Source organism: Burkholderia reimsis (assembly GCF_003294055.1).
Classification (GTDB): domain Bacteria; phylum Pseudomonadota; class Gammaproteobacteria; order Burkholderiales; family Burkholderiaceae; genus Burkholderia; species Burkholderia cepacia.
The window spans coordinates 1-15,653 of record NZ_QMFZ01000079.1 but is presented as its reverse complement, the minus strand read 5'-3'; the positions used below and the strand labels follow the sequence as shown (position 1 = coordinate 15,653).

The 15,653-nt window shown below is 59.3% G+C and carries 15 protein-coding genes; all 15 read left to right on the top strand.

Annotated features, from left to right (window positions below):
* Positions 1-137 precede the first annotated feature (137 nt).
* Positions 138-3,800: a DUF637 domain-containing protein gene (locus tag DPV79_RS40655; RefSeq protein WP_244321903.1), complete on the top strand. Its 3,663-nt coding sequence runs from the start codon at positions 138-140 to the stop codon at positions 3,798-3,800.
* Positions 3,797-4,018: a hypothetical protein gene (locus DPV79_RS40645; RefSeq protein ID WP_113048078.1), complete on the top strand. Its 222-nt coding sequence runs from the start codon at positions 3,797-3,799 to the stop codon at positions 4,016-4,018. Before DPV79_RS40655 ends, DPV79_RS40645 begins: the two co-directional genes overlap by 4 nt.
* Positions 4,019-4,316: 298 nt before the next feature.
* A complete protein-coding gene (locus DPV79_RS40635) occupies positions 4,317-4,607 on the top strand; it encodes a hypothetical protein (protein ID WP_113048076.1) in 291 nt (96 codons plus the stop codon).
* 12 nt (positions 4,608-4,619) lie between these two features.
* Entirely contained in the window at positions 4,620-4,892 is a 273-nt protein-coding gene (locus DPV79_RS40630) for a colicin E5-related ribonuclease (protein ID WP_113048075.1), read from the top strand.
* A gap of 6 nt (positions 4,893-4,898) precedes the next feature.
* Positions 4,899-5,042, top strand: a complete 144-nt coding sequence (locus DPV79_RS43575; RefSeq protein ID WP_244321902.1) for a hypothetical protein — start codon at positions 4,899-4,901, stop codon at positions 5,040-5,042.
* A complete protein-coding gene (locus DPV79_RS43570; RefSeq protein WP_244321901.1) occupies positions 5,024-5,227 on the top strand; it encodes a hypothetical protein in 204 nt (67 codons plus the stop codon). Before DPV79_RS43575 ends, DPV79_RS43570 begins: the two co-directional genes overlap by 19 nt.
* 206 nt (positions 5,228-5,433) lie before the next feature.
* Positions 5,434-5,820, top strand: coding sequence for a hypothetical protein (locus DPV79_RS40620; protein ID WP_113048074.1), 387 nt, complete (start codon positions 5,434-5,436; stop codon positions 5,818-5,820).
* Positions 5,821-5,902: 82 nt separating this feature from the next.
* Positions 5,903-6,220: a contact-dependent growth inhibition system immunity protein gene (locus DPV79_RS40615; RefSeq protein WP_133295789.1), complete on the top strand. Its 318-nt coding sequence runs from the start codon at positions 5,903-5,905 to the stop codon at positions 6,218-6,220.
* Positions 6,221-6,349: 129 nt separating this feature from the next.
* The gene (locus tag DPV79_RS40610; RefSeq protein ID WP_113048072.1) at positions 6,350-8,386 is read left to right on the top strand and encodes a two-partner secretion domain-containing protein; all 2,037 of its coding nucleotides are present in this window, start codon (positions 6,350-6,352) and stop codon (positions 8,384-8,386) included.
* A gap of 1 nt (position 8,387) precedes the next feature.
* A complete protein-coding gene (locus DPV79_RS42970; protein ID WP_165843638.1) occupies positions 8,388-8,525 on the top strand; it encodes a hypothetical protein in 138 nt (45 codons plus the stop codon).
* Between the two features lie 2 nt (positions 8,526-8,527).
* Complete coding sequence (locus DPV79_RS40605) at positions 8,528-10,330, top strand: ShlB/FhaC/HecB family hemolysin secretion/activation protein (protein WP_113048071.1); 1,803 nt, start codon at positions 8,528-8,530, stop codon at positions 10,328-10,330.
* A gap of 102 nt (positions 10,331-10,432) precedes the next feature.
* A complete protein-coding gene (locus tag DPV79_RS40600; RefSeq protein ID WP_113048070.1) occupies positions 10,433-11,287 on the top strand; it encodes a peptidylprolyl isomerase in 855 nt (284 codons plus the stop codon).
* An 83-nt stretch (positions 11,288-11,370) separates the two neighbouring features.
* Complete coding sequence (locus tag DPV79_RS40595; protein WP_113048069.1) at positions 11,371-11,874, top strand: hypothetical protein; 504 nt, start codon at positions 11,371-11,373, stop codon at positions 11,872-11,874.
* Between the two features lie 710 nt (positions 11,875-12,584).
* Positions 12,585-14,819: an autotransporter outer membrane beta-barrel domain-containing protein gene (locus DPV79_RS43165; RefSeq protein WP_113048067.1), complete on the top strand. Its 2,235-nt coding sequence runs from the start codon at positions 12,585-12,587 to the stop codon at positions 14,817-14,819.
* Between the two features lie 637 nt (positions 14,820-15,456).
* On the top strand, positions 15,457-15,653 hold a 197-nt coding region (locus tag DPV79_RS43160; protein ID WP_208866779.1), incomplete at its 3' end, for a hypothetical protein.

The following is a 15,653-nucleotide window of genomic DNA, read 5'->3' as shown; positions in this document are numbered from 1 at the left end:
GCTTTACGAACCAAGGAACGAACAACGGTTCGAAGACCGTGACGGCGGGATGTGCATCCGGTTTCTCTGGATGCGGGACGGCTACGACGACGAATCCGAACTCGGAGACGTATAGCTACCAGCAGACGAACAGCAGCGTGACGGCAGGCAACAACATCGTCATCGCCGCGAATCAGGTCAGCAACACCTACGGCAATCTGGTCGCGAGGAACGATGTCGTGATCGGCGGAGCCGGCACGACGGCGACGAATGCAACGCAGGCAGCGAGCGTGACGAACACCTCGGGTGCCATCGAGGCGGGTAACGACGTCAATATCAACGCGGCGACGCTCACGAACACGATCGCAGCACCGGCTCAGATTCACCAGAACTACGGGACGGCTACGCCGTTCACGGGTTGCACGAGCAACTGCGAGGCGTATGTCGACGTGAAATCGGCCGATCCGGGTACGATTTCGGCGAACCACAACGTCAACCTGACGGCGGGTACCTTCAGCAACACCGGTAGTCTGGTTACGGCGTTGAACAATGTCACCATCAATGCGACGAACGCGGCCAGTTCGAATAGCCAGTACCTCAGTGCTTACTGGGCCAGCAATCTGAAGCATGACGGCTCAACGTACCCGGCGTGGGGGTGTGCGAACAATCCGGCACTCTGCCAACAGCTCTATGGCGGCGCCTACAGCAGTGGTACCGCCCAGGACCCGGCTGGTCTGCCGTCGTCCGTCGGTCTGGCGGACTTCGTGCCGTCGACGATTCAGGCCGGCAATACGCTGGTTGTCAACTCACCGACCCTGACGACAACGGGGAATGTGATTGGGCCGACTATCGCGTTGACCGGTGCCACGCTTGTCAACGGCATCACGAATCCGAATGTCTATACGCCACCGCCAGCAGTGTCGGGGCAGGTGATTTCGCTCGGGCCGGTGTCGGTGTCAAGCTACGTGTCGACGACGGTTGATGCAGCCGGTTTCGTGACGAACGCCAGCGGCCAACGGACGTCCGTGACCGGTGCGGCCGGTTTGCCGTCGAATTCCCCGGTTGGGGTGCAAACAGTCGCCAAGCCGACGACGCCGTCCGTGACGAATGTCAACGCGCCGCAAACGGTCACTGTCACGACGATTTCGGGCGAAAAGGTCAAGGCGACCTATTTGACCAACAACCCGGCCGCGCAGGTTGTCAACTCAATTTCGTCGGCGTCGCTGATCGCTGCGCTGCCGGCCAATCTGCGCCCGGGTAGCGTGCCGTTCTACTACGACCCGTACACGGAGAACCGTCAGATCGAGCAGGCTGCCTTGCAGGCAACTGGCAAGAACAGCTTCTACAGCACGACGAGCGCGACGGACAGCACGAGTCAGGCATCGATCGAGAATCAAGACAAAGCTGCGCTGTACGGTGCGGCGCTCGAGTACGCCAAGCAGAACAACATAGCGTTGGGTACCCAGCTGTCGCAGGCGCAACTGGCGCAGATCAACGCGCCCATGCTTTGGTATGTCGAGCAGACGGTGCCTGAGCCGGGTTGTAGTGCAACGGGTAACGGTTCGTGCCCGACCGTTCAGGCATTGATGCCCGAAGTACTGCTTCCGGAGAATTACGCGGTTGTGAACGCGGATGGCGAGATCGCGGGCAAGGACGTCACGCTCCATTTCGTCAACAGCATTCTCAATACAGGGACGATTACCGCTGAGACCCTGCATCTCAACACCAATAGCCTGACGAGTGAGCAACGTTCGACGAACGTGGGGACCATCTATACCGACCTCGGTGACGGCGTAGGTGTTACGACAGGGACGGTCGTGCAGCAGGGCGGCTTCATTTCCGCTGCCAATTACGACATGAACGTGCAGGCGCTCAACCAGATGGGTGGCGCGCTGCAGAAGCTCAATCCGGACGGCACTGTCGATACCGACGGTACGCAGGCAATGCTGGCAAGCCTGAAGAGCCAGCTCGGTAGCAACTTTACTCGATCTACCGTTAGCAACAATCTGCACACAGACTTCATTGCCGATAGCGGCGGCGTCGGCGCGCAGATTATGGGCGCGATTGCAGCAGTGTTTGCTGCCGTCATTATGCAACCCGAGATCTCGGCAGGGATCATGTCGATGACCAGTGCAGCGGATGCGGCGGCTGAAGGGGCTTTTGCGGCTGCGGCGGCCGGGGCTGAGGGTACTGCGATTACAACGGCAGCGACCGTGGCGGGAGGTACGTTCGCAGTCGGTGGTGTAGCCAATGCGATGATCTCGGTCGGCTTGACGAGCTTCTTGTCGAGCATGGTGGGGCAGATCGTCGGGACCGGACAAGTCGATTTCGGCAGCGCGTTGCAGAACGGCTTGATCGGCACTGTGACGGCTGGATTGACCAACGGCATCACTTTCGATGCGAGCGGGCCGAGTTGGTCCTGGACTGCGTCGCCGAACAGTCTCGCCTCGTTGGCCGGTGTGCAGAATGTCGGAAACACGTTGGTGCCGCAGGCGAGCGTGCCGGTGGCAGGAACGTTGCCGGAGCAGGCGCTGGCAGTCGCTGGCGAAGCGGTAATCCAAGCCAGTGTCCAGACGGCGATCCAGGGCGGTAGCTTCCTTACGAATCTGCGTAATAGCGCGGTGAGCGATGCTGCGGCCGTTGGTGCGTACGCGATTGGGAACGCGTTTGACGACACGACAGGATTCTGGACGACCAGCAATCCGCTCTATGCCGTCGAGCACGCAGTTCTCGGATGTGCTGCTTCTGCTGCAAACGGAACCGGATGTGCAAGCGGTGCCGTGGGTGCGGCGATGAGCGCACTGATTGCCCCGGCTGTTCGCGATGGGCTTTACGACGGTACCCAAGACGTTTCATACAGGGATAACGGCGACGGGACGATCACGCAGACGACGAGCTACGACAATTCAGCCTTCAATGCTGCCACCGCGGCGGTAGCAATGTTGACGGGAAGCTCGGTTGCCGGACTGCTTGGCTTAAATGCCAATGCGGCTGCACTTGCAGCGGAAAACGAGGCACTGAATAACTCGCTCAGTACCAAGTATCAGTATCTGAAAGGACAAACAGCCGCGTGTAACGGCCAGCCACTGAGCTGCTATCAGAATCTGCTGGCCAACACGCAGGCAGCTTATCAACGGGCGCAACAGGATGTTGCGGCGAACTGTGGGGCCGGAGGAAATTCCGCTGCTTGCCAGGTAGCGAGAAACGACGTTGCACAGCTCTATCTGAATCAGCGCAATCTCCGGCAGTTTCTGCAGAACACGCCGAACTGTTCGACGACACTCTGTGTAGCTTTGACCACGGGTGGGCTCGATCTAGCGGGTCTTGGCGTCGGTGCAGCGATCGGTAGGCTTATTGCAGCAGCACGCGGCGTGTTCGGGAGCGCAGCTGGTAGCTCAACGGGGCAGGCGTCTGCGTCGAGCCGCGTGCCGACCGGTGGCGATGTTGACCTGCCTGGCGTCTACAACAACCAAGTCCAGGGTGTTGCCACAAACAGCAGTGTTGGCTTCGATACGTCCAACCTTGAAAGCAAGTTAAGCGGATATTTGCTTGACGCGGCGCATCCGCAGAACCAGACCAAAGCGAACTGGTTTGGCCAAGCCCTGGGCTTTGACCAGAGCAACTGGCAGGATCTTGCATCGCAGTTGCGTTTCGATCCTGCGACCGCGGTAGCGACAAAGACTACACAGTACGGGCAGACCTATGAGCAGGTCCTCCCGATTACGGGCGCGAACGGGAAGACTATTAACACGACGTTTGTGTTCATGAAGGACAATTCAGGTACTGTTCGGTTTGTGACGGGAATTCCGACGAAAAAATGAAAGTGATGAAAGAGAACGACGTGTTTTCGTTGTCGAAATCAGTCGAGGCCATGGTGATCGGTGAACAGGATGTCGTCGTGTTACCGGTCGGAACGGTTGTCTCGGTTGTGCTCGTATTCGGCGATCCCAGCGCACCTGTTGCCTACGAAGTGGAAGCCTTTTTAGAAGACAGCGGACGATATGCGCTTGGGACGGTGGAGGCTCTCGACATTCAGTGATTTGTTGCTTCAAACACCGCGGTCAGATTGTCTTCCTTGAAACCTGAAGTTCAAGTGCCGGCCTCCAACACATCATCGAGGAGCATGGTGCTGAGTTTGCGAACATGGGCGTTTCGCAAGCACAAGTTCCCGAGGTTGTAATGCAAGCCGTAACACAACGCTGGGTCGTTGGCTATCAGGGTTCTGGAAAGGGGCGACTGATCTATGAAGTGACCGTTAATGGTCCGCAACAACGGATCGCGGTTACGGTCGGAAATAATGGATTCATCGTGGGTGCGAATCCACGAGGGAGCGTGAAATGAGAAAAATAAAGGTGATGGCTGACTATCAATGTCACCCCCTTTGGGACATGTCACCAGGGATGTATGGTGACATTGACCCTAACACCTTGCCGATATCGGTGGAGCTAAAGCAACGGCTCACTGATTGGGCGCGCGAGTTCGACGAAACATTGGATATGGTGGACCCGGCGAAGTCTGGCTTTAAGAGCGAGGAGGCAGTGGCAGCTTTCAAATCACGTGGCGTCCAACTCGCCGATCAACTGCAAAAGGAGCTTGGCTCTGATTTTATTGTTTCAGTTTGGGTCTAACTTGCCAAAAATATGAGCAAGGTGATTATCGGCGGCCAACTTGAGGCTCCCGGATGGACGCCGCAAGAGGTACAAGCGGTGGTCAATGAGGAGCCTGTCGGAACGACGATGGATAATCGATCTGCGGGGAAGGCGCCAGATGAGGTGTCGAGAAATAATCCCGCATCAGTGTATGGCTCGACGAGCGGCTATGTCGCGGTCAACGATCGAACTGACGAAGTTGTCCAGGTGAGTTGCAAGAACGATTCAGGTTGGATTCCCGACAGTCGAATTAAAGGGAAGTGAGTCGCGATGAAAATTGATCTCCAACGACGCTACGATTATCCGGATGACTTTTTCTCGATCGGTGGAAGCGTTGTGATGAAACTGTCCGCCGATGCGGCAATTGCGGTTTGTGAGCGGGCGGGCAACATGGTTTGGTTATCGTTCGGATAGAAGGGGGTATTTGGAATTTCCCCGGTTTCGAAGCGAGGCTTGATTGTATTTGGGATGGCGTCGATCCACCTATTGATGGTGGTGCCGCGGAACAAAACAATCTAGCCGCAGTCGAGTTTATTCACTCAAATAGCGACGTTCACGATGTCTTTGTTGTGACCGCTCCGCGGATGACAGACTGGTGAATTGGGCGAAGAGAAGCGTAACCAACGACGGCAGCGGTGATTTGTTGCTGCTACCACACCAACTTCGTGTTGCGTGATTTTTCGACTTCTGCAGTACAAATTGGGCTAGCTTGGAAAATTGACATGCCGAAGGCTGCTGCGGGAACTACGTACAATACCGTGATTAAGTTGATTAAGTTGATTAAGTTTCGCAAGGGAGTGCCTCGATGAAACCAATTCAGCATATCGACGAAATCGTCAGCGATTCGTTCGGTCTTTGGGTTACGGGTCTGTTTAGTGCTATCAGTTCGTGGAACCCAAGTTTCTCGTTTGAGAAGCACAAGGAGGCCTTCTTTCGACTGACCGAGCAGTTGCTACGGACGGGAAAGATCAAGTTCATTGCACCAGGGGCTGACTGCTATACGTCGCCACAGAATCCTCATCCTCGGTTCACGATTCAAGACGAGGAAGCGCCAGAGGCGATAGTTGCTTATCTCCGCGCCCAGTGGCCCGAACATGTGCTTGATGAAAATGACTTGGAATTGGTGACGTATTTCTACAGCATTCCTGCGGTTATTTGGGTGGGAGAGGATGGAGCGCTTGTCGCGTCATAGGGTTTGGGGGCAGTGATTTTAATGAGGTGATGAGCGCTCAGTGAGAATATTCGGAGTAGTGGTGGAGGGGGACTAATTTCGTGTGTTGGATTTTTGGGGTGGTTCAGTGATGGGCGTGCATCGAATTTTAAGATGTCTGTTTTCGGCTTGTCTCAATCAAGATTTCGACTTGATATTTGGTACGGCAGATGACGCGATTCGTGCATTCTTCGACCACGGCAGTCGCGATGAAGTGTTGGCTGCCATCGAGGAGATTCGGGCCATAGTGAACATGAATCTACAAGAGAGCGAGGCACAGAAGCTAATTCTGGAAGACCTCGGTTCCTGCTATTACTACCCCGCAGATTGGCCGTCCGCGGCGCTTTGGTTGAACCATGTTGTCGGGCTGCTTGGTGGATAAGTGATCATCGAATTCAGCGTCTTTTGAATAATTGATGGCGCGTTATCGGGCAATACGTTAAGCATTATCAAGCGTCGGGATTTGACTGAGGCTCGCGATTAATGCGGAAAGAAATGGATAGAGCTTGAAATGCTCACAAAAAAAATATCGCTTTGCGTGGTGTTGGCGGGAGGGAGTCTGTGCGGCGCGAGCCATGCTGCCGGAATTGTGCCTGACGGTGGCACCGTGACTTCGGTATCGATCGGGGCCGGCGGTCGCCAAACCGTCAACATTGCCCCCGCGATTGGTGGTGTCTCGAATAACACCTACTCGTCCTTCAACGTTTCGAAAGCCGGCGCGGATCTGAACAACGTCGGCATCAACGCGCGCACGATCGTCAATCAGGTCACGAGCACGAACCCGTCGTTGATTCAGGGCAACATCAATGTGCTCGGTCCTCGCGCGAACGTGATCCTGGCGAATCCGAACGGGGTGACGGTCGATGGCGGCAGCTTCACGAACACGGGCCACGTCTTGTTATCGACCGGGCAGGTTAGCTTCAATGACGTGACGATCGCGCCTGGCGTGACGCAACGCAACGTTGTTCTGGCCACGAATCGCGGCGCCATCGCAATAGGGCCCGGCGGTCTGTCAGGTACGCTGGTCAATCTTGATCTGATCGCCAAGCAGTTGAGCATCAACGGTCCGGTGACCAACGATTTCACCAGTTCGACGGGCGGCATCCGTGCGATCGTGGGCGACAGTACCGCCGCTTACGACACAAGCTTTTCCCCTTCCGACAACGGCCACGACTGGCTGATCGGCACATCCTCACCGGGTACGAAAAGCAACGCCGTCGCGGTCGACATCACGGCGGCGGGCGGGCTGACGGCCGGCCGTGTCCAATTGATTGTCACTGACCAGGGTGCTGGCGTGCACAGCCTCGGCAAGGTCTACGCGAATGCGGGCGACGTTGTCGTCACGGCGAGCGGCGACATCGCGATTGTGGGCGGCAGTCTGAAGGCCGAGCGCGATGTAGCACTCACGACCACCGGTACGGTGTCGTTGCAGGGCGCACCGGTAACTGCCGCGAACAACGTGAACGTTCAGGCTGGCAATATCGCATTGACCGACGACAGCACCGGTCCAACGACGCTGAGCGCAGGCAACACGGTCCATCTGACAAGTAGCGGCTCGATCACCAACACCGGCAGCCTGATTCAGGCGGGTACCACGGCGAGCGACGGCACCAGGACCGGCGGCGACGTGATTCTCACCGCCGCAGGCGACATTACAAACCGCTCGAGCGCGAACAATCTCGGGATCATGTTTGCCGCCAATGGCCAGACGAAGCTGACCGCCGGCGGCAACATCATCAACGACAACGCCCGCATCCTGTCGAATGGCGCAGTGAGTCTCACCGCAGCCGGCGATGTGCAGAACATCATCGACCATACCGGCGGATCGAACGGCGGCGAACCCACAGCCTATTCCGATCGCGGCGGCAGCTTCCTGTTCTTCACGCATACGACGAGTGGCTTCAACGTCGATTACGGCACGGTCGGCAACCCGGACCAGCTTGCCCATATCGCCGCCGTGCACGGCCCGGTGACGATCACGAGCCGCAACTTCACGAATGCCGGCGGGATCGTTCAGTCGAATGACGGCGACGTCAACATCACGGCACGGAACGCCTTCACCAACGCCGCCGTGTTCACGGGACAGGCGAGCTATACGCGCAGTTGCTGGATCTTTTGCCACGCCGACGCGTCGAGCAACGTCACGCCGTATGGCGGCACGATCCAGGCGGGCGGCAACATCGGCATCAAGGCCGGCACGGTCGCCCGCAACGTCGGGGGCAACGTCTTCGCGACCGGCGACATCAAGGTTGATGCACCGATCACCTACGCACAAGGCGTGACCGGCTACTCGGCGATCAACCAGCACCGTGGCTTCAAGGCGTTCTTCGGCAGCACATGGGCGCAGATCATCGCGATGGACGTCGGCGGTGGTTTCACCGCGAACGGCAGCGTGACGCTGACCGGCGACAGCGTTATCGACGGCGGTTCGTTCAGCGGTGGGAAGGGCGTCACGGCGGCCGGCGGCATCACGACTGTACGCGCCCCTTCGCGCACACCTGTCCAGATCGACCAGCATTTGGGCCTGACGACGTGGTGGTGGCACTGAAATGAATAAAACACTGTTGAGCGTGTTTGGGCTGGTGATCTTCGGATTGATCGTGACACTGGTGATTGTCCTGGAGACGGGACCGAGCCCGCAGGAAAAGGCAGCCCTCGCGGCACCAAAGACGGTAAAGGCGAGGTGAGGATGCGAGTATTGCTGAAGCTCTGGTTGGGAACGTCGGTTCTGGTTGCCTGCGTGGGATGGCTTGCCTATCGGCCTGTCCACGCCCAAACCGCGCCGCCGGGCGCGCGACCTGTCCAGGACCCTGCGCAACTAATTATTGAGCAGCAGCGTGAGCACGCGCGGCAGCGGCAGCTGGAGCAGCCGCCTGCGTCGATCACGATTGCGCCGACATCCGAAACCACGCTGGATATTCCTCTCGGCACGCCGATCGATGAGATCGTCGAATCCGGACCGACTTTTTCGGTGCAGCGAATTGTGTTGCAGGGGCCCGATGGCAAACCGTTCGATCCGCCCGGGGGTATCTCGCGAAAGAAGCTCACTGAGGTGATCGGACCGTTCGTCAACCACGATCTCGGTTCGCACCGCATCAATGTGCTGCTGAAGCGGCTCACCGATGTCTTCGTTGAGGGCGGTTTTGTAACGACGCGCGCATTGCTTGGTCCGCAAAACCTCGCCACCGGAACGCTCAACGTCACGGTTCAGGTCGGCCGTATTGCGAGCTTCATGGTCAATGGCCAGCCGATCCATCGTCTGAAGGCGGGGGAGTCCTCGGCAGGTGGCGGATGGTTGACCGACGCGGGGTACGAGAATGCGTTTCCCACGGCGTCTGGCGATCCGTTGCGCCTGACGGACATCGATCAGGGTGTCGCACAGATCAACCGGCTGCGGCGCAATCAGGCGACGATCCAGATCCTGCCGGGTCAGAGCGCCGGTGATTCGATTGTCGCAATCAATAATCCGACCGGAGACCGGCTGTACTACAACCTGGGTGTCGACAACTACGGTAGTTCGGCGACGGGCGTCACGCGTTACCGTGCTGGCGTCGAAGCCGACAACCTGCTTGGTTTGCAGGAATCGCTCAGCCTGAATTTCCTCGATAGCCTCGACAGCAATGCGCTCGTAGGCTCGTTTGCCGTGCCGTTCGGCCGGAACACGTTCAGTTACACGATCTCGGACTCGGAGTATCAGCAGGTAATCGGCACGACCGCGCTCGAGTACGGACGTACGCTATCGCATATCTTCGGCTGGAACTATCTGGTGAGCCGAACGCCGAGCGACATTACCAGTGTCGACGCGACGGTATCGTGGCGCCGTACCGACCGAGAGGTCAACGGAATCGATCTCGATCCGCAGCGCCTCGCGGTGTTCCGGCTCGGCGGAAACTGGTTGCACAAGTTCGTGATGAATGACGCCCAAGGCAACATTAGCCTCAACGGTGGCTTATCGCAGGGTTTGCCGTGGCTTGGTGCGAACCACGATCCGCACGGCATCACACGCGAGGACGCGCACAGCCAGTTCACCAAGGTGGATGCGACGGCGGCCTTCACGCTGCCGCTACCGAAAATCGGCCGTGCGCTGTTTGCCTATCGTGGAATGCTGGGCGGGCAATACACGAACATGGCGCTGTTTGGCTCAGAGCAACTGTATCTGGGGGGCATGGACACGATCCGCGGCTTCCGGTCGGGTGAAATCGCGGGCGACCGCGGCTTTTATTCGCGCAACGAGCTCGCGTGGGTCAACGCACCCGCCTGGAAAGATGGGCGGATCGAGCCGTACCTGTTCCTTGACGCCGGCAAAGCAAACCTAGTCGCAGTATCCGGTTTCCCGACGCTCGCGGGTGTCGGAGCTGGGCTGCGCGCCCAATGGCAGTGGCACAAGCAGGCGCTATCGGGCGAACTGCTGGTCGGCCGGGCATTGACTCAACCCGCCGCACTGGGTTCGAAGGCGACGCTCGTCCTGGGCACGGCAAACTGGCTGTACTGAGTATTTCCCCCGTGTCCTGATTTCATCCCTCCGAGAATCGGAGCACCTTTGCGCGGCATCGGATCGCCGCGCCCTTTTTATTCGATGTAGCGAGAATAGACCATGAAAACGACGCTAAACCACGCACTGATTGCTGTAGCCGTCGCCGGAGCCCTGAACGGGATCGCCCACGCACAAAGCGCGGCCTCATCCTTGCCGGCGGGTACCGTCGCAACGGTCAACGGTACGGCGATCACGCAGGCTGAGGTCAACGCAGTGTTGCAGGTCTCGAAGCAACCCGACACGCCTCAGATCCGTCAGGCGATCAAGAACCAGTTGATTGCGCGGGTGCTGATCCAGCAAGCGGCCGAGAAAGCGAACTATGGCGACAAACCGGAAGTCAAGCAGGCGATGCAGATCGCGAAATCGAGTGCAGAGACCCAGCTGTATCTGAAGGACAACGTTAAACCCGAGTCGGTGACCGATGCGCAAGTTAAGGCGCGCTACGACGACATCGTTGCGTCGCTGGGCAAGGAAGAGTTCAAGCCGCGCATTATCGTCGCAAAGGATGTCGCAACGGCGGCGACTGCGCTGGCGCAATTGAAGTCCGGTCACTCGTTCGAAGCAATTGCAAGACAGTACAGTCAGGCACCGACCGCCGCCGCAGGTGGCGAACTGCCGTGGGTGAGCTTCAAGATGCCGGCGACAGAGGGCAAAACGCAGGGCTTGCCGCTTTCGGTCGCACAGGCGATGACGAAATTACCGGCTGGCGGCTTGACACCGGAGTCGATTCCGCTCAGCAACAACGTCAACGGGCCGCGCGCGATCGTCAAGGTGGACGCGAAGCGGCCGACGCAAGTACCGACGTTCGAGGCCGCGAAGCCGGTGATCCAGCAGCAACTGCAGGCGCTCGCAGTCGAAAGGGCAAGTGCGGACCTTGTAGGCAGGCTGCTGAAGAGCGCGGTGATCCAGCAGTGAGTGATGTGGAGTTAGAACGCAAGATCTGATCTACGGAAGATCGAACGAGCTCGCGCCATCAATAATCTAGCTAATAAGAAAAAATGAAGCCAATTTCAGTTGCCTCCGCAATCTCCCTCGTGGCCTCTATTGCGCTTGCGCCGCAGCTTGCGGTTGCGGACGCACCAAGCGCAATTCGACTCGATCCGGTTGCGGGCAAGGAAGCATGCACCACGGGCGTCGGTGTGCCAAATACGTCCAGCGGGTCGCTCGCCCTGTGTGTCAAGAAGGGGCTTTTTGCTCATGACCAGTACGACGTGAAGGTCGACGGGATGGTTATCCTGAAGGGTATCGACGACGAGACCACGGACGGGCTGAACGGCTCGTACAGCGGGCGACCGATTAGCTTGAAATGTACTCCTGTCCTCTCTGCGCCAGAAAGTGTCACCGATTCACAGATCAAGTCGATACGGAGCTCGTACCCGACGGCTTCGCGAGACCAGTTGAAGCAGCACTACGTGCTGCTCAACACGCTGGAGACAGGTCGTCACTGCGTCGTTCGTGTTGACTCAACGAATGTCTTGTCAGCCGACATTCATTTCGAATGAAACGCCTTTCTGACGGACGGGCAGGCGAACGCAGCGGATATTCAGGGCACTTCGCCTATGAAGTTGTGCGAAGTATTCGGAGCTGTCCGGCGGTAGACCGTTGGCATCTACATTTCAAGCAAGAACAACATCATGAGCGCCGAGTGTTACCGAACCGTCTTCAACGCCGTTTGTGGCATGCTGGTCGACGGGGTCACCTCATCCCGCGCGGCAAGTGGCTGGCGAGCCCATCCAGCGCCACGGCCAGATGATGTTTTTTGACCGGACCCCCGAGATACTGCGCAGCCACTTTGGCGGCCGGTTGTTGCAGTACAGGCCGGACAGCACGCAGCAGCGCAACCACCCGCTCGCCATCCGTCCCGCAAATGACCTCCGGCTGTCTGCCAAGCGCCATGGGCTGCGGCGTTCGGCAATTTCCATGTCGGTGTGCGCGGCCGTCGCTACAGCGGCCCCGGCCCGCCATGCCCCGGGGATGGACTACACGACACCCATCACCGGAAACAGCACCGCCGACGCTGCCTACTCCACTTCCACTGATGCCTCCAGCAGCTTGGTGTATGCGCTGCAGAACGGCGACACCGTTTCGGCATCGACCAACCAGCTCGCCAACCTCCAGGCCGTGAACCTCGTTGGTGTGAGCACGCCGGTTGTGTTGCAGGTGGGGCACCAACGGTGCCGGCACGCTGGGGGCATCGGCCTCCCGCACGGGGGTGACGAACTGGGGCGTCGTCCACGGTATCGACGTAGAGGCCGGCAGCACCCTGACCGTCAACGGCAACACCAATGTCCGCGCCAGCGCGGACAACGCCGATAGCGAGATCGAGGGCGTCTACGTCCACCAGGGCACGGCCACGTTCAACGGCAACACGACCATCTCGACCAACACGCCGGGATATTCGCGTGGGCTTTGGATTTATCAGGGCAACGTCACCTTCAACGGTGACACCACGATCACCGTGCAAGGCCACGGAACGGACAACGACGGCATCTACAACTACGGGGGTGGCGCCGGCAACGTGACGTTCAACGGAAACGTCGCGATCGATTCCGTGGGCGAGCATCCGAGCGATAACGTGCACGGCGTCTACAACGATAACCCCCACACGCGGCTCACCATCAACGGCAGCCTCGACCTGTCGGCCACCTCGAACGGGTTGACCGTGTTCGGCATCCGCAACCAGGGCGTGCTCGCCGTCGGCGGAGACATGTCCGTTACGGCAACGGGCCCGCGCTCGGCACTCGGCGTGGCCAACACGCACCGGACGGCCAGACTCACGGTCGGCGGCAACGTCGACGTCAAGGTCGTCAGCACAAGGGGGTATGCCCCATTCGGACTGCCGACCGCCATTCAGGCCCACTACGGCACCGGCTCCAGCATGACGTTCCGCAAGGGCGTCAATGCCACGGTGAACGCAGTCACCACGGCGTTCGGCATCGACAACACCGGCGTGATGAATTTCTCGTCCGCCAGTCACACGGTTGCCCTGAACGTTGCGTCCGCCTGCGCGACGTGCAACGTGTTCGGCGTCAACCAGAGCGGCGGCAGCATCGCCATGGCGGGCGGCGCGCAGGTCAAGGCGTCCACCACGGGCACGGGAGCAACCTTTGCCATTGCCAACGCGGCCGCCGGCGGCGCCGCCAAGCTCGCCGCTGTCGCGGGCACACCCGGCGCCAGGACGAGGACGTATGAGAACGCGCTGGTGTCGTTCACCTACACGCCGCAGGTGGCGGTTTCGCGCGACGGCAACAAAGTCGTGCTCACCGGCATCCAGATTGCGGGCAACGGCGATGGCGGTTCCACAGGCTCGACGGGCACCGGCGGCAGCCCTGGCTCGACGAACCCGACGAACCCGACGAACCCGACGAACCCGACGAACCCGACGAACCCGACGAACCCGACGAACCCGACGAACCCGACGAACCCGACGAACCCGACGAACCCGACGAACCTGGGCACGCCGGCGGTGCCCACCATTTCTACCGGTTTGGGAACGTTTGCTGGCATTCGCCCAGCCGAAGCCGTGCTGACCGCGTCCGAATCGGTGGCGGCCATGCGCGATCTGCTGCTGCGCACGTCCGCCTTGCCCGGCACCACCGGCGTCAACACGCCCCTGCAAGCTGCGGATACCGAAGGCAACGTCTGGCTCACGCCCATGGCCAGCCGCGATACGGTCGATACCACCTATGGACGCCAGTACAGCGAGACGGTCACGTCGCTGAGCCTCGGGGCAGACCGCCGCGTCTATCAAGGCGACAGGAGCACGGTACGCGTGGGCGCCAGCATCACGCAGGCCAAAGCAAACGTCGGCTACACGCGTGGCTCGGGCATGATCAACATGACGGCGGTCGGCGTCAGCGCCACGCTTCAGGCCAACAGCGGCCCGTACGTTACCGGCGGCATCAGCGGCGCGACGCTGCGCAACGCCTACAACGCCACCGACTTGGAGGGCGCCAATACCAGCGGCAAGTTCAACGTCAAGGCGCTCGGCACAACGCTCGACGCCGGCTGGCCGTTCGACCTCGGTCATGGCGTGAGCCTGGAACCGTCCGTCGCCGCCGTGGCGGCGTTCATGTTTGGCGACCAGCGCGCGACGTCTGCCGGCGTGTCGACCGACCTGAACCGCAAGACCTTCGGCATGGTGAATGCCGGCGTCACGCTCAAGCACACGGGCACCAGCAGTCTTGGCTCGCACGAAATCCATGCCCGCATCGCAGGCGTGGAAACCTTCGGCAGCGATCTGTCCATCACCGCCAGCAAAGACGGCGGCAGCATCACCGCCGATGCTGGCCGCGGCCGCCGCAGCGGCTACCAAGTCGCGCTCGGCGGCTCGGTGGACTTCGGCTCAGCCAAACGCCTCGCCGTGACGATGGAAGGCGGCCGGCAGCATCTGTCGGGGTCCAGCTCGGGATGGTCTGGCCTGGTCAGCGTCCGGTATCGCTGGTAACGCGCCACAGCACCGGCGGCCAGATCAGGGAGAGGCGACTGCCGCCGCGGTCCGCCGGGATCGGCGTTGCGGACACGGGTGGACAGCACCCGTGGTACCGGCACGCGAGTGAAAGAACGCGTCAGCGTCTGCCCGGTACATGTGCGATTGCCGCGTCTTGTCTTCGTCGAATGATTCGGAGGGACGATGGTCACAGTAGCCTCCCGTCGGGACTGCCGACGAAGGCACACACCGTGTAACGGCGCGCCATCGACGAAAGCGAGTGCGAACGCGGCGAGGTATCTGACGATTCGCGTCGCGAGACTGTTGTATATCCAACACATCGACGACGGACGCGATGCGGCGCTAAGCATGCTTCGATCCGTGCGGCATAACGCGTCGAAATGTCAATGAAGAGTATCCAACTTACTTATCGGGCTACATTAATTTCACGGATTGAAAGATTTTTCGGAAAATATGGATCGATCGAATCGAATGGCGTTCGATGGTGAAGATTCGTTATTTTCCATGAAGATCGAAATGGTTTCGATGCCGGAAAAACGCTGAGGCGTCAACATGGTGATGTTTTTTATAAGTAATGTCGAATGATATGCCTTATTAATAATGTTTTAAATTGTCAAATTGTTTTGGTTATTGCTTGAAGATCAAAATTGAGATCTGGTTCGTTCTTGACCAGGGACGCGGGCATCGACTTGCCAGAATGGAGGCGCCGTTGGCAATTTCTGACATTGTGAGGGCGAACCTTTCGGTAGATTGCGGCGTGAAGGAGCGCCATTTCGCCGCAATCACGAGTGTTGACGTACTGATAATCCTCGGCAGCGTTGCGTCGACGTT

Bases quoted from the DNA above. Each gene is read 5' to 3' on its own strand.
- DPV79_RS40645 (WP_113048078.1), top strand. From the start codon at position 3,797: ATGAAAGTGATGAAAGAGAACGACGTGTTTTCGTTGTCGAAATCAGTC.
- DPV79_RS40635 (WP_113048076.1), top strand. From the start codon at position 4,317: ATGAGAAAAATAAAGGTGATGGCTGACTATCAATGTCACCCCCTTTGG.
- DPV79_RS40630 (WP_113048075.1), top strand. From the start codon at position 4,620: ATGAGCAAGGTGATTATCGGCGGCCAACTTGAGGCTCCCGGATGGACG.
- DPV79_RS43575 (WP_244321902.1), top strand. From the start codon at position 4,899: ATGAAAATTGATCTCCAACGACGCTACGATTATCCGGATGACTTTTTC.
- DPV79_RS40620 (WP_113048074.1), top strand. From the start codon at position 5,434: ATGAAACCAATTCAGCATATCGACGAAATCGTCAGCGATTCGTTCGGT.
- DPV79_RS40610 (WP_113048072.1), top strand. From the start codon at position 6,350: ATGCTCACAAAAAAAATATCGCTTTGCGTGGTGTTGGCGGGAGGGAGT.
- DPV79_RS42970 (WP_165843638.1), top strand. From the start codon at position 8,388: ATGAATAAAACACTGTTGAGCGTGTTTGGGCTGGTGATCTTCGGATTG.
- DPV79_RS40605 (WP_113048071.1), top strand. From the start codon at position 8,528: ATGCGAGTATTGCTGAAGCTCTGGTTGGGAACGTCGGTTCTGGTTGCC.
- DPV79_RS40600 (WP_113048070.1), top strand. From the start codon at position 10,433: ATGAAAACGACGCTAAACCACGCACTGATTGCTGTAGCCGTCGCCGGA.
- DPV79_RS40595 (WP_113048069.1), top strand. From the start codon at position 11,371: ATGAAGCCAATTTCAGTTGCCTCCGCAATCTCCCTCGTGGCCTCTATT.